Genomic DNA, 25,205 nt, shown 5'->3' with positions numbered 1-25,205 from the left:
TATATGCCAACAAGTAATAATGAACAACAATACCAACCGTTAACATTTGATGCGATCAAAATCGGGCTGGCTTCACCGGATAAAATAATGGATTGGTCAAGGGGCGAGGTAACAAAGCCGGAGACCATCAACTATAGAACATTGAAACCTGAAAAAGACGGGCTTTTCTGCGAAAAGATTTTCGGACCAAGCAAGGACTGGGAATGCCACTGCGGAAAGTACAAGAAGATCCGCTATAAAGGCGTGGTCTGCGACCGATGCGGAGTCGAGGTGACAAAGGCTTCCGTGCGCCGTGAGCGCATGGGGCATATCGCCCTGGCGGCGCCGGTATCCCACATTTGGTATTTTAAAGGAATCCCGAGCCGTATGGGCCTGATCCTGGACATTTCACCGAGGACACTGGAGAGAGTGCTGTATTTTGCCTCCTACATCGTTCTCGACAAGGGTGAGACGGATATGCAGTACAAACAGGTACTGTCAGAGGCCGAGTACCAGGAAGAAAAAGAAAAATGGGGCTATGGTTCCTTCCGTGTAGGAATGGGAGCCGAGGCGATCCAGGAACTTCTGCAGGCAATTGATCTGGAGAAGGAATATACCGAACTGCAGGCGGGGCTTACCAATGCCACCGGACAGAAACGTGCGAGAATCGTAAAGCGTCTGGAAGTTGTAGAGGCATTCCGGGAATCCGGAAACAAGCCCGAGTGGATGATCCTGACTGCGATTCCGGTCATCCCGCCGGATCTGCGCCCTATGGTACAGCTGGACGGCGGACGTTTTGCGACATCCGACCTGAATGACCTGTACAGGAGAATTATCAACAGAAACAACCGTCTGAAGAGACTGCTGGAACTGGGAGCACCGGATATCATCGTCCGCAATGAGAAGCGTATGCTGCAGGAAGCAGTGGATGCCCTGATTGACAACGGCCGCCGCGGCCGCCCGGTAACAGGACCTGGAAACAGGGCGCTGAAATCCCTGTCCGATATGCTGAAAGGTAAATCAGGGCGTTTCCGCCAGAACCTGCTCGGAAAGCGTGTTGACTATTCCGGTCGTTCCGTTATCGTGGTTGGGCCGGAGCTGAAGATCTATCAGTGCGGTCTGCCGAAAGAGATGGCAATCGAGCTGTTTAAGCCATTCGTGATGAAAGAACTCGTAGCGAACGGGACAGCCCACAATATAAAAAATGCGAAAAAGATGGTTGAGAGGCTGCAGCCTGAGGTATGGGATGTGCTCGAGGAAGTGATCAAAGAGCATCCGGTTATGCTGAACCGTGCCCCCACGCTGCACAGGCTGGGAATCCAGGCATTTGAGCCGATCCTTGTAGAAGGTAAGGCGATCAAGCTGCATCCGCTGGTATGTACGGCTTACAATGCCGACTTCGATGGAGACCAGATGGCTGTCCATGTGCCCCTGTCAGTGGAGGCGCAGGCAGAATGCCGTTTCCTCCTGCTTTCACCAAATAACCTGCTGAAACCGTCGGACGGCGGCCCTGTTGCCGTTCCTTCCCAGGATATGGTACTTGGTATCTACTATCTGACCCAGGAAAGACCGGGAGCAAAGGGCGAGGGCATGTTCTTCAGGAGCGTGAGCGAAGCCATCCTGGCCTATGAAAATGAATATATTACCCTGCACTCCAGAATTAAGGTCCGCGTAAAGAAGACCATGCCGGACGGAAGTGAGAAGACAGGAGTGATCGATGCAACACTTGGAAGACTGCTGTTTAACGAGATTATCCCTCAGGATCTGGGGTTTGTAGACCGCGAGGCCGAAGGCAGCGAGCTGTTGCTGGAAGTAGACTTCCACGTGGGTAAGAAACAGCTGAAGCAGATTTTGGAAAAAGTCATTAATACCCACGGCGCAACACAGACTGCAGAGGTTTTGGATGATGTAAAGGCGATCGGGTACAAATACTCAACAAGAGCAGCGATGACCGTATCCATTTCCGATATGACCGTGCCGCCTGAGAAGCCGCAGATGATTGAGGCAGCACAGGATACTGTGGACAGGATCACAAAGAACTACAAGCGTGGTCTGATCACGGAGGAAGAACGTTACAAAGAAGTGGTCGAGACCTGGAAGGCAACCGATGATAAACTGACGGAGGCCCTGCTGTCCGGTTTGGATAAGTATAACAACATCTTCATGATGGCCGATTCCGGAGCCCGTGGTTCCGATAAGCAGATCAAACAGCTTGCCGGAATGCGTGGTCTGATGGCGGATACGACAGGCCGTACCATCGAGCTGCCGATCAAGTCCAACTTCCGTGAAGGTCTGGACGTACTGGAGTACTTCATGTCTGCGCACGGAGCACGTAAGGGTCTGTCCGATACAGCTCTTCGTACGGCCGATTCAGGATACCTGACAAGACGTCTTGTCGACGTGTCACAGGAACTGATCATCCACGACAGCGACTGTGCGGAGGAAGGCAAAGATATTCCGGGAATGTATGTCAAGGCATTCATGGACGGAAATGAAGAGATTGAGAGTCTCCAGGAGCGTATTACAGGACGTTTCTCCTGCGAGGACATCAGAGATAAAGACGGGAATATTCTTGTGAAAGCGAACCACATGATCACTCCGAGACGTGCGGAGAGAGTCATGAAAAAGGGTGTGAATGCGAAGGGTGATCCTTTAGATACGGTAAAAATCCGTACCATTCTTACCTGTAAATGCAAGAACGGTGTATGCTCCAAGTGCTATGGGGCAAACATGGCTACGGGCGAAGCGGTGCAGGTCGGTGAGGCCGTCGGTATTATTGCCGCACAGTCCATCGGTGAGCCTGGAACACAGCTGACCATGCGTACGTTCCATACGGGTGGTGTTGCCGGTGACGATATCACACAGGGTCTTCCCCGTGTCGAGGAGCTCTTTGAGGCAAGAAAACCGAAAGGTCTGGCGATTATTACTGAGTTTGCAGGAACTGCAACCATCAGCGATACAAAGAAAAAGCGCGAGATCATCGTGTCAAACGACGAGACAGGCGAATCCAAGGCATATCTGATCCCATACGGTTCACGTATCAAGGTTCAGGACGGCGCGAAGCTGGCAGCCGGTGACGAGCTGACAGAAGGTAGCGTGAACCCGCATGATATCCTGAAGATTAAGGGACTGCGTGCGGTACAGGATTATATGATCCAGGAAGTGCAGCGCGTATACCGTCTGCAGGGTGTTGAGATCAACGATAAGCATATTGAGGTCATTGTGCGCCAGATGCTGAAGAAGATCCGCATCGAGGAAAGAGGAGACAGCGAATTCCTGCCCGGAACCATGGCAGATGTCCTGGAATTCACAGAAGTGAATGAACAGCTGGAGGCGGAAGGCAAAGAGCCTGCAACAGGCGAACAGATCATGCTTGGTATCACCAAGGCTTCTCTTGCAACAGATTCCTTCCTGTCAGCGGCATCCTTCCAGGAGACGACGAAGGTTCTGACAGAGGCAGCAATCAAGGGTAAGGTGGACCACCTGATCGGTCTGAAAGAGAATGTCATCATCGGTAAACATATTCCGGCAGGTACGGGTATGAGAAAATACCGTGATGTGAAGTTAAGCACAGAGCTTGAACTCGATGATGAGATTGACTTTGATGAAGAACTGGAGCTTGACGAAGAACTGGTCTTTGGGGAAGAATAAAGTATACCCAAGGGGCACCCCGTAACGCATGCCCTTCGGGCGGATCCGCAGTTAACTGCAGAATAAGGTATAATATACAGACCCTGTGAGCAGGCTGGAGAGGAACATACTCTTTGGCGCTGATCACGGGGTCTGTTTTTAAGATTAAGGGGAAATTATTGCTGATAAGCCTTATTTAAGACAGTCTTTTGCTGTTCATAAATATAATATGCTAAAGATAGAAAATAGAGGGCAGGATAAAACAGCAAATAAAAGAACTCTGATCTTGAGTTTCCCCTAAAAATGCAGTATAGTTAGGTTAACTGTATTGTAGGGAAGGCGGTAGAAAAATGGACGGTTTAGAAAAACTATATCTGCTTATTAGCACAGACGGTCTCAATTATCTGCTTCCTGTTTCTAAGATAGAGAGAATACTGGACGGACGGACTATCCCCGATGGCCTGCCTGTTGCCGATGTATCCCAAATGACAGGCGGCAGCGGGTGTATGGGGAAGTCCGACAGACAATATATAATACTGTTAAAAGAGGAGGGCGGTCACAGGCTGCTGGTAGAGCATATAAGCGGTATGCTGGAGGTGGACGACGAGGAATTGATACCTCTGCCGGATCTGGTGCTTTGCAGCGGGAACAGATATCTGAAAGCCGCCTATAAGCTGAAAAACGAAGAGGCGGTATGGGCATATGCATTGGATCCCGGGATATTGGCAAAGCCGGAGAAATCCGCAGAAGTCAAAAGGGGGATGAAGCCCGGCGTGCCGGATAGGATGCCTGGCAGCACCTATATCAGACTGGAGTATGGCAGCAGGCAGTTGTACGCAGACAAACAAAGAGTAACCGCAGTGATCAGCAGGCCTATGATTCAGCGCGTACCCGGGGCAGCGGAAGAGATCCTGGGTATAGCAGACTATCAGGGGAAAATTGCGGTCTATTATAATCCGGCTAAGATGAGCGGAACAAAACAGGTCGGTGCGGAAAGCATGGAGTACACATGCGGAATACTCCTGGAGCAGGAGGATTGTATGATAGGAATACCATGCGCTGATATAGGCGCACAGGAAGAGTTCTTGGATGATCTGATGCCAGTGATAAACGGAGTGGGGGAGAAGAGATGTGATTAGGCTGACAGAGCCGGAGTTTGCGGATATTGTAGAATATTTCAGATTACACTACGGCATAAACCTGGATAAAAAGAAAGTGCTAATTGAGTGCAGGATGTCCAAAGAACTGGAACGGTATCAGGTCACCTCTTTTGCGCAGTACATGAAGCTTCTGAGAAGTGACGGTACGGGAGAGATTGCGGGCGGCATGGTGAACAGGCTGACCACAAATTATACATATTTTATGCGTGAATCCGTGCATTTTTCTATTCTGGCGGATAAGGTATTTCCCGAACTGTTTGGCAAGAAGTACGGGATCTGCCAGATATGGTGTGCAGGATGTGCCACAGGTGAGGAATGCTACACGCTGGCTATGTGCCTGGATGAGTTTAAAGAGAAACACAATATGGCCGTCAGCACCAGAATTCTGGCAACAGATATATCGGAAGAGGTGCTTGGCAAGGCGGAAAAGGGGATATATCCGCGCCGTGAGATAGAAAATATCCCTCTGGCATGGCAGGAGAAGTATTGTATGGATATGGACCGGGACAGTTTCCGGATAGATGATAATCTCAAGTACAATATCCGTTTCCGGAAGCATAACCTTATGGAGGCGCTGACAGAAGCTTCCCGGTTTGATCTCATATTCTGCCGGAATGTCATGATTTATTTTGACAGAGCGTCCAGACAACAACTGGTTGCACGCTTAGAGGAGAGCCTGAATCCAGGCGGATATCTTTTTATCGGCCACGCGGAGCTTTTATCCCGTGACGAGACGACGCTCGAGCAGGTATATCCGTCGGTGTACAGGAAGAACGGCGGCGTAAAGGGATAAATCTAACAAAAGGGAAGAGGAGAATACATGGATAAGAAAATTATGATCGTGGATGACGCGATGTTTATGAGGAAGACAATACGCAATGCATTGGAAGGCGGCGGATTTTCATCAATAGTTGAGGCGGCAGATGGCGAAACAGCAATCGTGATGTATCAGAAGGAGATGCCGGATCTTGTGCTCCTTGATATCACGATGCCAGGAAAGTCCGGAATGGAAGTCTTGGAAGAGATTATGCGCATACGTCCGGAGGGGAAAGTTGTGATGTGTTCTGCCATAGGCCAGGAGATGATGATTCAAAAAGCGATATTGGCAGGGGCAAAGGAATTTATCGTAAAGCCATTTAAAAAGGAAGAGCTGCTGAAGGTCGTAAAATACTGCCTTGGAGATTAACAGGGGGATGAATGAAAGGAATTGCCGGATGAAAAAACATTTTGAGAATCTGAAAGTAGGAAAGAAACTGATCGTGGCATTTGCATGTATCGTCGTGCTTTATGTGATTACCGTAAGCGCAGCGGTTGTGAATATCAGAAGCTTGTCGGACAGGATTGAAAAGCTGTATACGGAACCTTTTGCCAATATGGAGGCTTCAATGGAGATGATAGCGGATATGCAGAGCATAGGAAGAAATCTTTTGATTCTTTCGACAACGGATAATGCCGTCGATAGAGCGCAATATTTGAAGAGGACGAAAGAATATGCAGCAAATGTCGATCAGTGCGCGGAATTCCTACGTACAGGCTATGTGAGCGGTAAGGAAGAGGTTGAAGAGCTGACCCCGCAGTTTACACAGTTAAAAACAAAAAGGGACCAGGTTTTTGCTTATCTCGAGGCGGGAGATGACAGTGCTGCCTTTGATGCGTACTATAACGAGTACGAACCCCAGTCTCAGGTTACAAGGGATGCACTGGAAGCAGTGATAAGTGCATGCAAGGCGGATGTGAAAGAGAGTGTAGATACAGCTGCCACGATGAGCAGACGTATCGTTTCAATTATGTTTATTCTGGCCACCGTATGTATTCTGATCACCATAGGGCTGTGGACCGTTATCACTAGAAGCGTAGTGAGGCCGATCCGGGAGGTAAAGGATGCAGCAAATCAGATCGCAAACGGGAAATTGTGCATCAACCTGGATTATGAGTCTGAAAATGAATTTGGAGAACTTGCAGATGATATACGTATTACAGCGGACTCCCTGAATCTTTATGTATCAGAGATACAAAAAGGGATGCGTGCGCTTGGGGAAGGCAGGCTAAACTATCACAGCGGGGTAGAGTTTAAAGGGGACTTTATAATGCTGGGCAGGTCTATGGAGGATATCGGCGCCATGCTGAGCAGTTCAATCCAACAGATCAGCAGCAGTGCCGAATTGGTATCCGGAGGGGCGGAACAGGTTTCAAATGGGGCACAGGTACTGGCACAGGGAGCAGCGGAACAGGCAAGTTCTATCGAAGAGCTGGCTGTCAGCATCAATGAGATTGCAGAAAGCGTGAAGATAAACGCTGAGAACGCCGTGATGTCCAGAGAGTTTGCGGAGGATGTGGGCAGGAAGCTTCTGGAAAACAATAACCAGATGCGGCGGTTAGAGGACGGTATTGAGCAAGTACGAGCAAACTCAAAAGAAATTGCAGGAATTGTGAAGGAGATTGAGGACATTGCATTCCAGACGAACATACTGGCGCTTAATGCCGCAGTAGAGGCAGCCCGCGCGGGAGAGGCCGGCAGAGGGTTCGCTGTGGTAGCGGGAGAAGTGCGCAGGCTTGCTTCGAAGACGGCCGGGGCATCCAAGCTGACAGCGGAACTGGCCGAGAAGAATGCAGAGGTTGTAGAGGAAGAAAGTTCAGCGGTTGCAATTACGGCAAACACGCTTCAGGATTCTGTAGAGGGGGCACAGAAAGTCAATGATATGGTCAATCAGATATCCGAATTGAGTACGCAGCAGGCAGTGGCAATTACACAGATCAGAAAGAGTGTGGAGATGATTTCAGATATTGTCCAGGGGAATTCGGCGACATCTGAAGAAAGCGCAGCGGCAAGCGAAGAGCTTTCCGCTCAGGCGCAGCTGCTGAAAGAACTGGTGGAGCAGTTTGAAATACAGGAATGAGAGAAGTGGCACGTATGAATATTTATACTGATTTAGATAATGAAACAAGGGATATGCTGGCTGAACTGGGCAATATCGGAACGGGCAATGCCGTTTCTTCGCTTTCAGCGATGATGGGGCATGTAATTGAGATAGGAATACCGAGTATCCGCCTGGTAAGATATCAGGATGTATTTGAGACACTGGGAATCCAGGAAGCAGTGCAGACTGGGATCCTGGTTCAGGTGAGCGGGGAACTGCAGGGGATGTTTTTATTCCTGATAGACGAAGCGTTTACCAAAGCAATCCTGAAAACGATGCTGGGTGAGCCGGACCGCTGCCTGACGTGTCTGGATGAAATGGAGCGGTCTTTGCTGAGCGAACTGGGGAACATCATGTGCGGTTCTTACATACGCGCTCTGGCAGAACTGACAGGAATGGAAACAGATGTGTCGGTGCCTGATCTTTGCATTGACATGGGCGGGGCCATACTGGGGGTTCCGCTGGCCAGGCACCTGAAGGTAAGCGACAGCATTCTGCTGATTGAAAATATATTCCATATGGGAGAGTATGCGTTTGTAGGGCGGATTTTATTCTGGCCGGAACTGGATTCGCTGGATTTGATGCTTAAAAAACTCAGGGAGTAGACCTATGGAGAAGATTATAGTTGGGATTTCCGAGGGAAAAACTGCAAGACCCGGTCAACTGCTGGTATCCTATGCTTTGGGTTCCTGCGTGGGAGTCTGCCTGTATGATGTAAAAATCCGGATCGCAGGTATGGCCCATATTATTCTGCCGGACAGGACCTATGCGGTTGGGCAGAAAAATGAATATAAATTTGCAGCTGACGGCACCAGAAAGCTGCTGGATGAGATGTGCAGACAAGGTGCACAGAGACGGTATATTACGGCAAAAATTGCAGGCGGTGCCAAGATGTTTGGCACTGCGGAGAATGATTGGGATATTGGTCAACGGAATGTGATAGGAGTAAAACAGGTATTGTCTGAGGAAAGAATACGTCTTACAGCGGAGGACACAGGAAGCAATTATGGGCGTACGATAACATTTTCAGCGGAAGACGGGATAATGGAAGTGAGCACGGTACGCCACCCTGTTAAGCGTTTGTGATCCTGGCTGCAGGTGGAAATAGATGGATAACGATGGAGGAAGAACGATGGACACGGAGATGAAAAAAATAGTAATGGTAGTGGATGACAGCCTGCTTATCTGCAAGCAGATACGGGCTGCGCTGAGTGATGCCGCTGTCTTTATATGCGAGGCGCATACGGGGCAGGAGGCACAGGAGATGATGGGGCAGTATCAGCCGGACCTGATTCTTCTGGACGTGGTTCTGCCGGACACAGACGGCTATGAGTTGTTTCCAAAACTAAAGGAAGCAGATAAGAATAACGCTTCCATTATATTTTTGACTTCAAAAGATAAGGACGATGACGTAGTCAGGGGCTTCAATATGGGAGCCTGTGACTATATTAAAAAGCCTTTTGTAAAAGGGGAACTGATGTCCAGAGTGAATACGCATCTTCAGCTTAAGCTGCAGAAGGATGAGCTGGACAGGCAGAACAAGGAACTGCTCTCCAATATGGAAAAATTAAATTATATGGCGTTTCGGGATGGGCTAACGGGGCTTTATAACCGGAGATACGTGATTGGAGACCTTGTGGAAGATATCACCAAATGTACAGGGGAGGAACGGAAGAACGTTCTGATACTGGCGGATATAGACAACTTTAAGATGGTGAATGATACATATGGGCATGAAGCGGGTGATATGGCGCTAGTCTGTATTGCAAACATCATGGAAGGGATCTGCAGGGATTATAAGGTGGTGCGCTGGGGCGGCGAGGAGTTTCTGGTTGCATTGTTTAACGTGACGGAGACGGAGGCATTCCAGATCAGTGAGGCAATCCGTAAAGAAGTCGAGGGATTTCAGATAAACTGTGGAAGTGATACATTTTCCTGTACCATTACGCTGGGAATGCATGTGTATGGGCGGCAGGAAGGGATCGAGGAATGTGTGGAGAAGGCGGATCAGGCTTTATACTATGGTAAGAGACATGGGAAAAACTGTAGTGTATGGTATGAGAACATAGAACAGGCGGAATAAGAATATGGGATTTTTTGATGCGGATGCAGAAGAGATGTTAGAGGTATATTTGCTGGAGGCAGAACAATTGACAGGGCAGCTGAGTGCTGTCCTGTTGGACACTGAGAGGAAAAATGCCTTCTCAAAAGAAGATATCCACAGTATTTTCCGTGTAATGCATACGATAAAGAGTTCATCCGCAATGATGGGGCTGAAACAGCTGTCCTCTCTGGCGCATAAGGTGGAGGATTTATTCTCGTATTACAGGGAGCAGCAAGGAGAGATCAAAGAGGTGCCTTCGGACTTGTTTGACCTGTTGTTCGCCGTGCTGGATTATATGGAAGATGAGCTCAAACGCATGGTTCAGCCGGATTACGTTCCGGGAGATGCAGAGGCTTTGGAGGAAAATGCTGACACATATCTGAGCCGGATCAGCAATGGCCAGGTGTCAGAACAGGAGGAGACAAAAGAGGAGGTTCCTGAGACAGAACAGGATGTGATACCGCCTCAAATGGCGGCAAAGAATGGCGTTATTGTGCAGATTTTGTTTGAAGAAGGCTGCAGAATGGAGAATGTCAGGGCCTTTATGCTGGTCCGGCAGATGAAAGGAATGTGCAGCGATCTGGAAACATATCCTTCCGATCTGGAGCATGCTCCGGAAACTTCCGGGATCATCAGCGAACAGGGCCTGATGATCCGCTTTGTAAGCGAACGCAAAGAAGAAGTACTGGAGATTCTGAAGCGGGGACTCTTTGTGGAGACGTGCAGGGTTATCCAGGAGCGTCTGCCAGCGCCGGCGCCAAAAGAGGCGAACCAGCAGGGCAGGGAAGCCGCAGAGAATAAAGAAGCAGAGTTTCTCAGTGTGCGAAGCGACAGGCTGGACCAACTGCAGAATCTGGCAAGAGAGATGCTGATACAAATGATGTCCCTTGAGAACCAGTTGGAATCCAACGGTATGGACGATATCAGGGAAGGGGCTGCACACCAGCTTGAACGCCTTGTCAGTGAGGTGGAGCGGACTGTGATGGAGATGCGCATGGTGCCTCTCGACCGGATCGTGCCGAAGCTGAGGCGGATTCTGAGGGATATCTCCAGGGATGAAGATAAGGAAGTGGAGTTTGTTTCCAACTGTGGAGATATAGAAGCTGATAAAAGTGTGGTGGACTATGTGTCCGAGGCTTTGGTACACCTGATCAGAAATGCAGTGGATCATGGAATCGAATCCCCCGAAGAGCGGACTGCCGCCGGAAAAGACCGCCGGGGAAAGGTGGTCTTTTCTGTGGAGAGTACCGTGGGAGAGGTTCTGATCTCTATAGCAGATGACGGTCGGGGACTGGATCAGGAGAAGATATGCGCGAAGGCCAAAGAAAGAGGCATGCTGACCAAGCCTGTGGAAGAGTACAGCCGCCAGGAGATTCTGGATTTGATCCTGCAGCCCGGCTTTTCCACGAAAGAGGAAGTGTCTGAGTATTCCGGCCGCGGCGTGGGAATGGATGTGGTAAAAAGCGTCCTGGAAAGTGCGGGAGGCAATATTTTCATTGAAAGCGAGCAGGGCAGGGGAAGTACATTTACGCTGTCCGTGCCGCTGACACTGGCTACCATGGAATGCATTCGTTTCCGTGTGGGCGAATACCGTTTCTCCATGCCTGCACGCTACGTGTATCAGTTTCTGGAGTATGGAGAAAATAAAAAAAACATACAGGAGAATCAAGGCTGTTCCTACATCCTGTTTGAGAACAGAATGGTGCCAATGATTGACCTCCGGAAGTTCTACGGCCTGGAAGGGGAGAGCCCGGATTCTGCGGTGCTTGTCTATGTGCACGGTACGGAGAAAGAGGGATGCATCATGGCAGACCGTATGTATGAACAAAAGAGAATTGTTGTAAAACAGCTGCCGGCTCTCTTCGGGGTTGACTTCCGAAGAAAGACGGGAGTCAGCGGTATGAGTATTATGGGAAACGGCAAGGTATGTACTGCGCTGGATCTGGAGATGCTGTTTGGATTATATGAGAAAGGGAACCTATGGAATTAGAGAATACTACGGAATTGCTCTGCATTCAGGGCAGAGAAAGAAAATACGCCTTTGAATTTCCTTATATTACAGAGATATGTCCCGGGCTGCAAATCTCGAAAATTCCCTGTCTTCCAGAATGTTTTACAGGAGTATGCAATTATAAAGGGATGATAATACCGGTTATTCACACCAAAGACCTGGAAGAGAAATCATCGGCCAGACATATTGTAATTGTCTGCCGGTACCGGGATTATCAGCTCGGCATTGAACTTTGGGGTGAGCCCTATATCCTTTCTGTGGAAAACTGCAGAGAGATACAGAGACCGGAGGCCGGGCCGCTCATGGAGATCTGGATCGAAAAGGCAATTCTTCAGGCAGAAGAAGAACTCTATACTGTTGTAGACCTGGAAAAAACAATCCTGAATCTGGCCAGGTATTTCCAGGAAGATTATCTACGCGTTTAGAAATAAAGTACCGGCAGTAAAATACATGAGCCGGGCTGTACTGGATGATCAGTACAGCCCGGCTCATGTATTCTGTATTGTGGTATGGTCAGAACGTATAGGGAGAAGTGGAAACCATCAGGATTTTTGCTTCCTTTTCTTTTTTGTTCATCCACCGGTGTCCGATATAATTAGGGTAATATAGAGTATCATGTTCTTCCAGCTCATAACTGCCATTGTTTTCGAGTTCAAACGTAACATTTCCCTGCAGCACGTATACGAATTCCTCTCCGCCATGGCGTGCGTATTCGCCGGAGTCTGCGCCGGAGGGGATTGTAACAGTGGCGGCGTACATTTCGTTCTTTCCGTGTATGATCAGAGATTCTGTCAAAGCCTTTCCATTGCTTGTGTTTCTGACAAATGATTTTTGGTCTCCAAAACGGACCAGCTGTACCTGTGAATCCTCCTCTAAAAACAGGGAGAAAACGGGGATGTCAAGGGTATCACAGATGGACTTCAGCGTCAGCAGATTTGGGGATGTCTTGCCGGTTTCGATCTGGCTGATGGTGCTTCCTGCTACCTGCGATAGCGCAGAAAGTTCTCGCAGTGACAGGTTCATCTCCTGCCGTTTGTCTTTGATTGTTTTACCGATTTTAGATAAATCCATAACGACCTCCCAGGTAATTTTAACTGAATGCCAGTATTATAACAGAAACAGATTATTCAGTCAAATAGGTGAATTGACAAAGCGAACGATATTCGTTATAATGAACAAAAAGTCAGAAAAAGGAGGTAATGGATTGGGAAGTGCAAAACAAATATATTTTAAAAATGGTTATATTCTAACCATGAATGAGTCAAACCAGGTATATGAAAACGGCAGCCTTCTGGTACAGGACGATAAAATTCTGGCAGCAGGTAAAGTGGAGTCTGGGCTGATTAAGCCGGATGCGGAAGTAATTGACCTGAATGGCAGATATCTTCTTCCGGGATTTGTCAATACGCATGTACATACATCCCAGCAGATCAGCCGCGGTGTCGGCGACGATGTGGACTTTATGACATGGCTTCATAAAAGAATGTGGCCCTTTGAGAGTAACATGACAGAAGAGGATTCATATGTTTCGACTTTGATGTGCTGTCTCGAACTGATCCGCTCCGGAGTGACCAGTTTTGCCGAGCCGGGCGGCCAGTTTGTCAGTGGTATGGTAAGAGCCGTGTCGGAGGCGGGGCTGCGGGGAAAGCTTGCCAAATCCGTCATGGACTGTGGGGAGGGGCTCCCTCCGATCTGGCAGAAGACCATGCAGGAAGAACTCGATCAGCAGGTGGACGATCTGAAAAAGTTCCATAATACTGCCGATGGAAGAGTCCAGATCTGGTTTGGGCTGAGGACGATTTTTAATAATACGGATGATCTGATTGTCAGAACAAAGGAACTGGCGGATCAATATCGTGTGGGCGTGCATATGCATGTAGCGGAGGCTAAATCCGAGATTGAGTATACGAAAGAAGTTTACGGGGAGCCAACGGTAACACATCTGCACCGTCTGGGAGTATTGGATAAAAATCTGCTGGCAGTACATACCGTGTGGCTGACAAACGAGGAAGTCGATCTGTTCAAAAAATATGATGTCAAAGTCTCCCACAACCCGGCTTCTGCCATGCGTGTTCTGGGCTTTGCCAAGATCCCGCAGATGCTGGATAAGAAAATCTGCGTCTCCATAGGGACTGACGGAGCATCTTCCAGCAACCGCATGGACATGGTGGATGAGATGTGGCTCACATCGCTGATTCATAAAGGATGGCGGCTGGATTCCACAGTGGTACCGTCAGAGGATATCTTATGTATGGCTACCAAAAACGGTGCGAGGGCGCTGTTGGATGACCAGGTGTACGGAAGCCTGGAACCAGGCAAAAAAGCGGATCTGATTGTGATTAATCCGCATGGTCCGTCCATGATGCCGGTAAACGACAGAATAGCGGCGCTTGTGACGGCGATGCATTCCACGAACATTGAAAGTACAATGTGTGATGGAAAATGGCTGATGAAGGACCGGAAAGTGCTGACACTGGATGAAGATGCAATCGTAAAAGAGGCCCAGGAACGGAGCGAGGCGATATACAGGAGAGCTGGAATCACGCTGCCCGACCGGTTTCCGGTTATCCGCTGCTAAGAGACAAGCTGAGTGCATGAGAAGCAGGAGTATGTTTCAGATAACAAAGTGTGATATCAGATAGGAGGAAAAGATATATGGACAAAAAATTATTAGAAGTTGCGGCGGGCAGAACACCTGCGGATATCGTTGTTAAGAATGGAAAGATTGTAAATGTATATACAAAAGAGATCTATGAGGGCGGTGTGGCTGTAAGCGGAAACACGATTGCGGCGGTCGGAGACGTGGACTATACAATCGGAGATAATACAAAGGTCATTGATGCGGGAGGAAATTATATTACCCCGGGATTCATTGACGGACATATTCATCCCGAAAGCACCAGCCTGGCAATCCGTTCCTTTGCGGAACTGGTATTAAAGCACGGCACCACAGCAGTTATGACAGATCTTCATGAGGTCGGCGTTGTGGGCGGCCTGGAAGCCATCGAAGCGGTGCTCGAAGAAGCAAAGGAGACGGACCTGAAGCTGTATTTTGTTGTTCCGTCCCATGTACCGTTTGCCCCCAACCTGGAGACAAGCGGAGGACATTTTAACGGCGAAATCATTCAGAAAGCGCTGCAGAGAGAAGATGCGGTCGGCCTGTCTGAAATTGTGGGACCATACGTCTTATCCGGATTTCCGGATCTGCTGGAGTCCATGGAGAAAGCGAACAAGATGCCTGGGAAGACCTGTCAGGGGCATCTCCCGGATATGATGGGGCCAGCTTTGAATACCTGCCTTGCAGCCGGAGTGACCACGGATCACGAATCCCTGAACGGAGAGGAGGCGGCTGCCAGATTAAGGAATGGCTGCCACCTTATGATCAGAGAGGGATCAGCTGCCCAGAACCTTGCAGACTGCTTGAAAACGATCCTGGAAGAGAAACTGGATACATCCAGAGTCAGTATCGTTACGGATGACCTTCATACCGTCGATGCAGTGGACAATGGACATCTCGATGAAGCAGTGCGCAGGGCACTGAAGGCGGGAGTCGATTTCCCGACCGTTATACAGATGGTTTCCCTCAATGCTGCCAGGGCGTTTCACCTGGACGATGAAATCGGCGGCCTGGCGCCCGGGCGCAGGGCGGATATCAACATTACAACCGGGGAAGAAGACTTCCGCGTATTAAGCGTCATCGCTGGCGGAAAAGAAATCGTGGACAATGGCAGGTGCCTCATATCCTATCCAAAGGCAGAGCATGCACCATGCCTGTTAAACACCACGAAACTGAAAAACCCAATCACCCCGGAAAGCTTCCGGATCGAAGCCCCAGAGGGAGCAAAAAAGGTAAAAGTAAAGGTAATGGATACCCTGCCATGGATACCGATCACGCAGGGGCGTGAGGCGGAACTGCCGGTAGTTAATGGTGTGGTACAATGTGACGTGGAGCAGGACGTACTCTACATTGCGCAGGTAGAGCGTTACGGGGTAAACGGTAACGTCGGCAAAGCATTCATGGGAGGGTTCCATCTCAAAGAGGGTGCAATTGCCTCTTCCGTAGGACACGATAACCACAACATTATCGTAATGGGAACAAACTTCGAAGACATGGCCATAGCGGTCAACCACCTGATTGAAATAGGCGGCGGCCAGAACATCGTCAAAAACGGCGAGATACTGGCGGAGATATCTTACCCGATCTGCGGCCTCCTCTCAGACCTGTCAGGAGAAGAGCTTGCGGACGAGAAACGGAAACTCAACGGAATCATCCACGAACTCGGTTCACCGATTACCATTCCATTTATGTTCCTGTCCTTCATCTGCCTGGCAGCCATACCAATGTATGCAGTTACAGACGTAGGATTTATAGATGTAATAAACCAGGAAGTTATTTCACCCATAATCGAGGTCACCGAGTAAAAGTGAGATTCCTTGGGGGATAGCAAAATCCCTTTTCAGGACAACATAAAGGGGCCGCCGGGAAATGAAATTTACAAACTACATATTGAGGCAGACTGTGAAGTCATGCAGCAATATATAGTATGAATCAATCATTTCCCGACGGCCCCTTCAAGTTGTCCTTCTCTTTTGGGCGTCCGTCTTTATGATCATCCGCCAATTAATCCACCAGCTTATACCCGTAGCGTATTTTGCGGTATATTTTCCATATAATGAGCGCCGGAAAACTGACGGCAATATAAAGTGATGAAAAGATGCCCACAGCGCCTCCCACTACCATTAAGATAGTCATTCCTATATTTTCCATAGCCTTATCTCTCCCTTTCCTTTTCCTGATCATTTTATGACTTATTGTAAAGGAAAAGGCAGTATACCAAAAGAGTTTGGGCGTTTTCTTAGCGGTACTTTAACGGGGAAACGGACTGCGGATTACACGGAAGAAGGCTGGGAATTGCTGTCAAATTCGTCTTCTTTCATGCGGTACCCAACCCCTACTTCTGTATAAATATACTGCGGCTGCGCGGGATCGTTTTCTATTTTTCTGCGGATATTTGCCATGTTTACGCGCAGGATTTTATTATCACTGTCTGCATAGGGCCCCCATACATTTGACAGAATCGAGGCATAAGTTATGACTTTACCGGAGTTCTGTGCCAGGTAGGCTACTATTTTATACTCGATAGGCGTCAGATGTACCGCTTTCCCGTCAATGGTAAGAATGCGCTTGGAGAAGTCCAGCAGCATACTGCCGCACTGGTAGGGGCGTATGTACAGAGAACTATCCGTATACAGCCTGTTGCTGTGGCGCAGGGATGCCCGGATGCGGGCCAGGAGCTCTGAGGTGCCAAATGGTTTTGTGATGTAATCATCCGCGCCCAGATCCAGAGCGGCCACTTTTTCCTTTTCTGCTGAGCGGGCGGAGATTACGATGATCGGTATGCTGGACCAGGCCCGCACTTCCTGAATAATCGAACATCCGTCAAGATCAGGCAGGCCGAGATCCAGCAGGATAATGTCCGGACATTGAGAGCCGATCAGACTGAGCCCCTCTTTGCCGGTGTCTGCGCATAAGACCTTGTAATCGTGTTTTTTCAATATTTTACTTACAAATGTCAGGATTTTCTTTTCATCTTCAATTATCAGAACTGTAACTTTATGCGTCATATTCATGATCCCTCTCCTTTGGCAGTGTAAAAGTAAATTCAGCCCCATTTTCATGGTTAGCGGCAGTAATCGTGCCGCTGTGTGCAGTAATGATAGTCTTGCAGATTGACAGGCCGATTCCGACGCCTCTGTAGCTGTCGGCCGCACTGCGGGTGTATTTTCCCTCAAAGATATAAGGGAGCTGCATTTCATCCAGTCCGATGCCGTAATCCCGGATTTTAAAGCTGACATAATCACGCTCGTTAGTTACGGTCAGCTCTAATGGTTTTTCAGTATGTGAATGGACGCAGGCGTTTTCCATCAGGTTAATCAGCACCTGTTCGATCAGAGTTGCATCCATGGGAACTATAAGAAAATCTTCCGGCATATTTACACAAATCTTTATCTTAGGATTGCGCTTCCGGGTTCTCGTAATTGCCTCGGAAATGACCTCCTCCACGACTTCAGGCGACTTCTTCACTTTTCCGGAATCATCCTGAATCCGGGTGACGGTCAGCAGATTTTCGACCATGTTTAAAAGCCAGCCTGCATCCTCATGGATATTGTGTATCAGTTCCCTCTTTTCTTGATCTGTAAGGTCGTCATAATCCTCCAAACAAGAGGCGGAAGAGCCGATGATGGTCGTAAGCGGTGTGCGCAGGTCATGGGAAACCGCACGCAGCAGGTTGGCACGGATTCTTTCTTTTTCTGTCTCTGCCAGTTTACGTTCCTTTTCGTCCAGTATTACCTTCTGTTTTTTTATACGGGTGGTAGTGGTACTGGTGATAATACTGACTGCCAGCATGCCCAGAAATGTGATCGGGTAGCCGTCCAGGGTAAAATCCATCCGGAAAAAAGGATAGGTAAAAAATACATTTACCGCTGCAACGCAGAAGACCGAAGCACAGATTCCATAAATGTAGCCGTCCGTGTTAAGCGCAATCAGAATGAGTGCTAGAATGTAGAATAAAGCAATATTTGCGGAACTTTTATTTCCCAAATGGAAAAATAAAAAGGATAAAACACTCGAGATTGCGAGAAACAGAAGAGTAGCCCCCAGATTTCTAAGTATTTTTTTCATCAATAATAATCACCTCATTATCAAGCATATCATAAACCTAAAAAAAATCCACATTAAATTAATAAGACCATGTAAAAACCAGATCTGCAGCAGGGAGAAACACCCCACAGAAGCAGGAAATATGTACCATCGGGGATTTATTGACATGCCATATGAATAGCCTTACAATGACAGAGGTATGTTTATAAGAAAGCATAAAATATGCAGAAAAAAGGAGGTTTTATGAATGGACACAAGTAAATTAAATAGAATACTGGGGGCAATGGAAGAAAAAAGCGTTCCGCAGATGATCATTGCGGATCCGCTCACCATTTTCTGGCTGACGGGAAAGATGATTGTTCCGGGAGAAAGATTATTAGCGCTGTATCTGAATGTGAATGGGAACCACAAGCTGGTAATCAATGAGCTGTTCCCGCAGGAGAAAGATCTTGGGGTTGATCTGGTCTGGTATAACGACATACAGGATGGTGTTGAGATTCTGTCACAGTATGTGGAGAAAGATAAAACAATTGGCATCGATAAAATCTGGCCGGCGAAATTCCTGCTCAGATTACAGGAATTGGAGGCTGGCAGCCGTTTTGTGAACGGTTCCATGATTGTTGACTATATCAGAATGATCAAAGATGAAAAAGAACAGGAGCTGATGCGGGAATCGTCCAGATTGAATGATGCTGCGGTAGAAAAGCTGATCCCATGGGTTGGAAAAGGACTCACAGAAAGGGAACTGAGCGCCAAGATCCGCGAGATATACAAGGAACTTGGATGCGAGGGCGTATCCTTCGAACCGATCACAGCGTATGCTAAGGGCGCAGCCGATCCGCATCATGTAACAGATGACTCCAGAGGAAAGCGTGGAGACTGTGTAATTCTGGATATAGGCGCATTTAAAAACAACTATGCATCGGACCTGACAAGAACTGTATTCATAGGAGAAGTATCTGACCGGGCAAAAGAGATCTATGACATTGTCGCAGAGGCCAACAGAAGAGGAATCGAGGCCGCCAGGCCGGGGAACAGAATGTGTGATGTAGATGCTGCATGCCGTGATTATATCACGGAAAAAGGATTCGGCCCATACTTCACACACAGGACAGGCCACTCCATTGGCCTGGAAGACCACGAATTCGGCGATGTATCTTCCGTCAATGAAGACATCATCAAACCAGGACAGTGCTTCTCGGTAGAGCCTGGAATTTATCTGCCGGATGAGGGGATCGGCGTCCGTATCGAAGACATTGTGCTCATCACGGAAGACGGATGCGAAGTACTCAACCACTTTCCAAAAGATCTTATCATTGTTCCGGAAGAGTAGGAACCGGGGCATAACTCAACAGATCCACAATGCTCCGCCGTCCGCCCTCTTTTAGATATTCTGATAATTGACGGAGGGCGGAATGCGGAGTGCATAAAGTTCTTCCAATTGAATAAATTTCCCAAATACAATACAATTTCTGCAAAATACATTGTTAATTCCTGCATTCTTTGCTAGAATGAGATCAACAGACCCGGTAAAGAAGGAGGTGCTGAATCATTTATAGGCCGGGAATATGTTAAAAGGGATTGGTTTTTAGGAGGTTATTATGGAAAGGTTATTGTATTTGGTTCCGGCAGTTGGAGTGCTGACACTGCTGTTTGCCGCATATCTGGCGGTAAAAGTAAGCAGAGCAGATGCCGGGAACGACAAAATGAAGGAAATTGCCGGCGCAATTAGTGAAGGCGCACAGGCTTTCCTGAAATCAGAATATAAAATTCTGGTTATTTTCGTTGCGGTGCTATTCATACTGATCGGTGTGGGCATCGGCAACTGGGTTACAGCAGTATGCTTTGTGGTGGGCGCTCTATTTTCAACGCTTGCCGGTTATTTTGGCATGAATGTGGCGACGAAGGCAAATGTCAGGACGGCAAATGCGGCAAAAGAGAGCGGCATGAATAAGGCATTGTCCATTGCATTTTCCGGCGGAGCAGTTATGGGAATGTGTGTTGCGGGGCTTGGTGCACTGGGAGTGAGCCTGGTTTATATCATCACCCGCAATGTAGACATCCTGTCAGGGTTCAGCCTTGGAGCTTCGTCCATCGCGCTGTTTGCCCGTGTGGGCGGAGGTATCTATACCAAGGCGGCCGACGTGGGAGCGGACCTGGTTGGAAAGGTAGAGGCAGGGATCCCGGAGGATGACCCGCGTAATCCGGCAGTAATTGCGGATAATGTAGGCGATAATGTAGGGGATGTGGCAGGCATGGGAGCGGACCTTTTTGAATCTTATGTAGGTTCCCTTGTATCGGCACTGACTCTTGGCGCTGTCGGGGCAGCAGTATCCGGAGTGGTATTTCCGCTTGTAATAGCGGCCTGTGGTCTGCTGGCATCGATCATCGGTACATTTTTCGTAAGAGGAGATGAAAAGTCCAGCCCTCAGAAGGCTCTGACAAGAGGCAGCTACGTTTCTGCGATTCTTGTCATTATTGCATCCGTTGTACTTAGTAAAGTGTTATTTGACGGTTTCCAGGCGGCCATTGCGGTAATCGCAGGCCTTGTTGTGGGAGTAATCATAGGAAGTGTAACAGAGTATTATACATCATCAGATTATAAACCGGTTCAAAAGATTGGCAACCAGTCAGAGACAGGTCCGGCAACCACAATTATCAGTGGTATCGCAGTCGGCATGCAGTCTACTGCATTTCCGCTCCTTCTGATTTGTGCAGGTATCTTTGTGTCGTATAAGGCGAACGGTTTGTATGGAATCGCACTTGCGGCAGTAGGTATGCTTTCTACAACCGGTATTACGGTGGCGGTAGATGCATATGGCCCGATTGCGGACAACGCAGGCGGTATTGCAGAGATGTCCGGACTGGATGAATCCGTACGTGAGATTACCGATAAGCTGGATTCTGTGGGAAATACAACTGCAGCCATGGGGAAAGGTTTTGCAATCGGTTCAGCTGCACTGACTGCGCTGGCCCTGTTTGTGTCCTATGCTGAGGCTGTCAAGCTGCAGTCTATCAACCTGCTGGATTATAAGGTCATCATCGGGCTTTTCATTGGCGGGATGCTGACATTCTTATTCTCCGCATTAACCATGGACTCCGTGTCAAAAGCCGCTTATAAGATGATTGAAGAAGTAAGGCGGCAGTTCCGCGAGAAACCGGGTATTATGAAGGGGACAGATAAACCGGATTATACCTCTTGTGTTGCGATCTCTACAAAAGCGGCCCTTCGGGAGATGCTTCTGCCGGGTGTGATGGCAGTTGCAGTGCCGGTTGTGGTTGGAATCGTATTGGGCACCGATGCACTGGGCGGACTCCTCGCAGGAGCGCTGGTAACAGGCGTACTGATGGCGATATTTATGGCCAATTCAGGCGGAGCCTGGGATAACGCGAAGAAATACATAGAAGAAGGCCACCATGGCGGGAAGGGCAGTGAAGCCCATAAGGCAGCCGTAGTAGGCGACACGGTCGGGGATCCGTTTAAAGATACTTCAGGACCGTCAATCAATATTTTGATAAAACTTATGACGATCGTTGCGCTTGTATTTGCCCCGCTGTTCCTCTCTGTAGGAGGGCTCTTGTAAGGATTAATGATTTTTTATAATTATAATATTTAAAAGGGCACTGTTCTATCAGATATGCTCTCTTCATTAACAGGCAAGTTACTATCATTATACTTTTCTGCCTGGAAAGAGAACATATTGTGGATAGAGCAGGGCCCTTTTTACTTTTATAAAAAATCTTGGAAAAATCTTATTTCGCAGCCATTGCGGTTCCTCCGCAGGGCATGAGTTACGGGGTATCCTTTGGGGGTACATTTCTGCCCTCATGAAGCAAAGTAGTATTATGCCGGGGCAGGGAGCAACTGCTCCTCTGAATCAGCACAGGCGGATATAAATAATCCTGATGAGCCCGGTCAGGTTCTTCGATCCGGTCAATTAAAAGTTCGCATGCACGGCGTCCGAGCAGTTCAATTGGTTGACGGATCGTGGTGAGAGGAACGGCGCAAAGGTGAGAAATTGTGCTGTCATCGTAACCTACCAGAGAAAGGTCTGCCGGGATGGAAATTCCGCATTCCGAAGCGGCGCGCTGCACACCGATCGCAATCTGATCGCTGAAGGCGAAAATGGCAGTGATATCTTTTTTAAACAGTTCCATGGCGCCGCGGTAACCTGTCTCAATCAGGTATAATCCCTCGTATATCAGAGACGGGTCATAAGAGATCCCGTGTTTTGAGAGAACCTCCTGATATCCGGCCAGACGGCGTTTGGAGCCGTAGTCAGAGAGGGAACCCGTAATACAACCGATCCGGGTATGTCCAAGCCGAATCAGATAATCTGTAGCCAGATATCCTCCCAGCTGATGGTCGGCAGAGACATAATCATGAAATACGTTATGAATCGCACGATCCAGAATCACATAGGGAGTACGGCAGGTATTTAATTTCTCCTGCAGTGCATGCAGCTGTTTGGGGCTGGCGTTGATCGTTTCCGGGGGCTGAAGAATAAAGCCGTCGATACAGCGGCTTTCCAGCAAATCTATACTATGGATACAGCGCTCCACCTGTTCATCACAGTTGCAGATCAGCAGACTGTAATTGTGAAGCTGCGCATTACGTTCTACTCCAACGGCCAGCTCCGAGTAAAAGGGGTTAAGCATGTCGGCATAGATCAATCCAATGGTATGGGTTTTTTTCGTAACCAGTGAGACAGCAACCTGGTTGGGAACATAATTCATTTGCTTGGCAATCTGACGAACCCGCAGTTTTGTTTCTTCGGAAATGCGGTTTTCTTTGCCGCGTAAAACGAGTGAAACAGTGGAAGCGGATACGCCGGCAGCCTGGGCAATGTCACGAATCGTACAAGTCAAAGCGGGGCCTCCTTCAAATAAACTGATATTTATGGTATTCCCCTTCAAAGATTGAGGTAAGGGGGAACAGAAGTGGACTTACTCACTCCACTCCGCTGTATTATGGAATAAATTATAGCAGAGAAATTGAAAATCCGCAATTGCTATTAGAAAAAATTGAAAAAATACTTGATAAAACGATTTAACTAAGGGGTATAAGGAAAGTAGGAAAATAATTTCGCAGAATCATAAACAAAAAACATGCTCTTGATTTATGGAAAACTACCAAAAAAGAAATGCAATGTTATGATTATATTGACAAAAATAACGAGGAGTGATAATTTATAAGCATAAAGCTGCAATATACCAGTTAGCGAAAACGTTTTACCAAAAAAGAAGGGAGATTGTAAAATGAAGAAAAAAGTGTTGAGTATCTTGTTAGTACTGGCAATGTGTTTCAGTATGCTGACAGCCTGTGGCGGAAGCGGCGGAACAGGTTCTGATGATGCGAAAGAAAGTAAGAGTGAATCAGATGACGATACCGTGGAATTATCTATGTGGTTCTGGGGCGCAACTTCCGAGCAGCAGGAAGCAATGTCCAAACATTTGGTGGACAAGTTTAATGAGGCGCATCCCGGTTTCCATATGACAGTAGAGTATCGTTCTTCTGTAAACAAGGATATGGCAGTCGCTCTGTCAGCTGACGAAGGGCCGGATGTCGTATACGAATCATCTCCGTCACTTGCCCTGACCTATATTCAGGCAGGAAAATATGCCAACCTTGATGAATATGCTGAGAAATACGGATGGAAGGATAAGGTCCTGGGATGTATGTATGATTCCGGTATGTATGAAGGCTCCCTTTATTCTCTGCCAATGGGTATGAATGTAATTGGTATGGTTTATAACAAGGAAGTGCTGAAAGAAAATAACTGGGAGGTTCCGAAAACCATAAATGAGCTGACCAAGATTATGGATGAGGCTATGGAAAAAGGCATGTATGGATCCGTTACAGGAAGCAAGGGCTGGCAGCCAACGAATGAAGACTATACCTCTCTGTTCCTGAACTCTTTTGGGGGCGCTGACAACGTATATGCGGCTCTGACAGATGAACTGCCATGGACAGACGCTTCCCTGACAGATGCAATTAAAACTTCAGCAGAATGGTATCAAAAAGGATATCTGGGAACGGATTACCTGTCACTTGACTGGGCAGACTCCGCAGCACTCCTCGCTGAGGGAAGGGCCCCGTTCTACTTTGGACCTATGAAGTTCATCCAGAACCTGATGTCCTACGCTGACAAAGATACGTTCGGATTCACCGCATTCCCGGCAACGAGTGCGGACTCACCAGCTATCTACACGGTAGGGGCTACCGGGCTTCTGGCAATCAATGAACAGACGGAGTATAAAGATGAGTGTGCAGAATTCCTGGATATGATGATGACAAATGATTTTGTAGCTAAGATGGCAAAGGACTGGCCGGGATACTGGGCAGTACCGCTGACCACATTAAACGAGATCGATATGGGACAGTTCAGCGGTCTTCCGTTGATGTTCATGCAGGGGATTACCGAAGCATGCGCTGCAATCGATGAGGGGAACTTTGGTTATTATAATTCTTCCTATATGCCGGCAGAGGCATTTGACTTGATGTATAAAGTAGATTCCGTCTGGCTGGGTGATAAAGATGCAGAGACATTCATGAAAGAAATCGACGATGCGTTCCAGAAAGATTTTGACGCGGGATCTTATCCAATCTGCCCTGCACCTGCAGGAAAGTAAAATACGGCATATTTGCGCGGCAAAGGAAGCAGATGAAGCTGCTGTGCACTTTTGGCTGGAAGAGGAATGTTGAATCCTGTGGCGGCGGCCGCAAATGAAAGGCTGC

Annotated in this window: 20 protein-coding genes; 15 read left to right on the top strand and 5 right to left on the bottom strand. The window is 48.1% G+C overall.

Features of this window, described 5'->3' with window-relative positions; genetic code table 11:
* Positions 1 to 3: 3 nt before the first annotated feature.
* The 10 genes from rpoC (at position 4) to BN1938_RS18475 (ending at position 12,227) form a co-directional block, all read left to right on the top strand.
* The gene (gene rpoC / locus BN1938_RS18520; protein ID WP_050641951.1) at positions 4 to 3,630 is read left to right on the top strand and encodes a DNA-directed RNA polymerase subunit beta'; all 3,627 of its coding nucleotides are present in this window, start codon (positions 4 to 6) and stop codon (positions 3,628 to 3,630) included.
* 329 nt (positions 3,631 to 3,959) lie between these two features.
* Complete coding sequence (locus tag BN1938_RS18515) at positions 3,960 to 4,748, top strand: CheW domain-containing protein (protein ID WP_050641950.1); 789 nt, start codon at positions 3,960 to 3,962, stop codon at positions 4,746 to 4,748.
* Positions 4,741 to 5,562: a CheR family methyltransferase gene (locus BN1938_RS18510; protein ID WP_050641949.1), complete on the top strand. Its 822-nt coding sequence runs from the start codon at positions 4,741 to 4,743 to the stop codon at positions 5,560 to 5,562. Before BN1938_RS18515 ends, BN1938_RS18510 begins: the two co-directional genes overlap by 8 nt.
* A 27-nt stretch (positions 5,563 to 5,589) precedes the next feature.
* Complete coding sequence (locus tag BN1938_RS18505) at positions 5,590 to 5,955, top strand: response regulator (protein WP_050641948.1); 366 nt, start codon at positions 5,590 to 5,592, stop codon at positions 5,953 to 5,955.
* A gap of 28 nt (positions 5,956 to 5,983) precedes the next feature.
* The gene (locus BN1938_RS18500) at positions 5,984 to 7,666 is read left to right on the top strand and encodes a methyl-accepting chemotaxis protein (RefSeq protein WP_050642757.1); all 1,683 of its coding nucleotides are present in this window, start codon (positions 5,984 to 5,986) and stop codon (positions 7,664 to 7,666) included.
* Between the two features lie 14 nt (positions 7,667 to 7,680).
* Entirely contained in the window at positions 7,681 to 8,292 is a 612-nt protein-coding gene (locus BN1938_RS18495; RefSeq protein WP_050642756.1) for a chemotaxis protein CheC, read from the top strand.
* A 4-nt stretch (positions 8,293 to 8,296) separates the two neighbouring features.
* Positions 8,297 to 8,773, top strand: coding sequence for a chemotaxis protein CheD (locus tag BN1938_RS18490; RefSeq protein WP_050641947.1), 477 nt, complete (start codon positions 8,297 to 8,299; stop codon positions 8,771 to 8,773).
* A gap of 22 nt (positions 8,774 to 8,795) precedes the next feature.
* On the top strand, positions 8,796 to 9,770 hold the full coding sequence (locus BN1938_RS18485; protein ID WP_330581588.1) for a GGDEF domain-containing response regulator: 975 nt from the start codon (positions 8,796 to 8,798) through the stop codon (positions 9,768 to 9,770).
* Positions 9,771 to 9,774: 4 nt separating this feature from the next.
* A complete protein-coding gene (locus BN1938_RS18480) occupies positions 9,775 to 11,781 on the top strand; it encodes a chemotaxis protein CheA (protein WP_050641946.1) in 2,007 nt (668 codons plus the stop codon).
* Positions 11,772 to 12,227: a chemotaxis protein CheW gene (locus tag BN1938_RS18475; RefSeq protein WP_050641945.1), complete on the top strand. Its 456-nt coding sequence runs from the start codon at positions 11,772 to 11,774 to the stop codon at positions 12,225 to 12,227. Before BN1938_RS18480 ends, BN1938_RS18475 begins: the two co-directional genes overlap by 10 nt.
* 88 nt (positions 12,228 to 12,315) lie before the next feature.
* Here BN1938_RS18475 and BN1938_RS18470 read toward each other — a convergent pair whose 3' ends face one another.
* A complete protein-coding gene (locus BN1938_RS18470) occupies positions 12,316 to 12,873 on the bottom strand; it encodes a helix-turn-helix domain-containing protein (RefSeq protein WP_050641944.1) in 558 nt (185 codons plus the stop codon).
* 133 nt (positions 12,874 to 13,006) lie between these two features.
* Between BN1938_RS18470 and BN1938_RS18465 the strand changes: the two genes are divergently transcribed.
* On the top strand, positions 13,007 to 14,380 hold the full coding sequence (locus BN1938_RS18465) for an amidohydrolase (protein WP_330581587.1): 1,374 nt from the start codon (positions 13,007 to 13,009) through the stop codon (positions 14,378 to 14,380).
* Between the two features lie 77 nt (positions 14,381 to 14,457).
* Positions 14,458 to 16,224 (top strand): adenine deaminase, encoded by a 1,767-nt coding sequence (locus tag BN1938_RS18460; RefSeq protein ID WP_050641942.1) that lies wholly within the window; start codon positions 14,458 to 14,460, stop codon positions 16,222 to 16,224.
* Between the two features lie 199 nt (positions 16,225 to 16,423).
* On the opposite strand, the gene BN1938_RS23730 is transcribed toward BN1938_RS18460, so the two are convergent.
* The 3 genes from BN1938_RS23730 to BN1938_RS18450 all read right to left on the bottom strand — a co-directional run bounded on the left by BN1938_RS23730 (position 16,424) and on the right by BN1938_RS18450 (position 18,487).
* Positions 16,424 to 16,570 carry a hypothetical protein gene (locus tag BN1938_RS23730; protein WP_167702487.1) on the bottom strand — a complete coding sequence of 49 codons (147 nt, stop codon included), beginning with the start codon at positions 16,568 to 16,570 and terminating at the stop codon, positions 16,424 to 16,426.
* Positions 16,571 to 16,692: 122 nt separating this feature from the next.
* Positions 16,693 to 17,427 carry a response regulator gene (locus BN1938_RS18455; RefSeq protein WP_050642754.1) on the bottom strand — a complete coding sequence of 245 codons (735 nt, stop codon included), beginning with the start codon at positions 17,425 to 17,427 and terminating at the stop codon, positions 16,693 to 16,695.
* Complete coding sequence (locus BN1938_RS18450; protein WP_050641941.1) at positions 17,417 to 18,487, bottom strand: sensor histidine kinase; 1,071 nt, start codon at positions 18,485 to 18,487, stop codon at positions 17,417 to 17,419. Before BN1938_RS18450 ends, BN1938_RS18455 begins: the two co-directional genes overlap by 11 nt.
* 226 nt (positions 18,488 to 18,713) lie before the next feature.
* On the opposite strand from BN1938_RS18450, the gene BN1938_RS18445 reads away from it, so the two are divergent.
* Entirely contained in the window at positions 18,714 to 19,799 is a 1,086-nt protein-coding gene (locus tag BN1938_RS18445) for a M24 family metallopeptidase (protein WP_050641940.1), read from the top strand.
* A gap of 268 nt (positions 19,800 to 20,067) precedes the next feature.
* Positions 20,068 to 22,050, top strand: coding sequence for a sodium-translocating pyrophosphatase (locus BN1938_RS18440; protein ID WP_050641939.1), 1,983 nt, complete (start codon positions 20,068 to 20,070; stop codon positions 22,048 to 22,050).
* A gap of 208 nt (positions 22,051 to 22,258) precedes the next feature.
* On the opposite strand, the gene BN1938_RS18435 is transcribed toward BN1938_RS18440, so the two are convergent.
* Complete coding sequence (locus BN1938_RS18435; RefSeq protein ID WP_050641938.1) at positions 22,259 to 23,335, bottom strand: LacI family DNA-binding transcriptional regulator; 1,077 nt, start codon at positions 23,333 to 23,335, stop codon at positions 22,259 to 22,261.
* 390 nt (positions 23,336 to 23,725) lie between these two features.
* Between BN1938_RS18435 and BN1938_RS18430 the strand changes: the two genes are divergently transcribed.
* The gene (locus tag BN1938_RS18430; protein ID WP_242843889.1) at positions 23,726 to 25,099 is read left to right on the top strand and encodes an ABC transporter substrate-binding protein; all 1,374 of its coding nucleotides are present in this window, start codon (positions 23,726 to 23,728) and stop codon (positions 25,097 to 25,099) included.
* Positions 25,100 to 25,205 lie beyond the last annotated feature (106 nt).

The sequence above is a fragment of the Eubacterium sp. SB2 genome, from assembly GCF_001244405.1.
Classification (GTDB): domain Bacteria; phylum Bacillota; class Clostridia; order Lachnospirales; family Lachnospiraceae; genus Faecalicatena; species Faecalicatena contortus_B.
The sequence above is the reverse complement of the archived record's forward strand: the minus strand, read 5'-3'. Positions and strand labels throughout refer to the sequence as shown.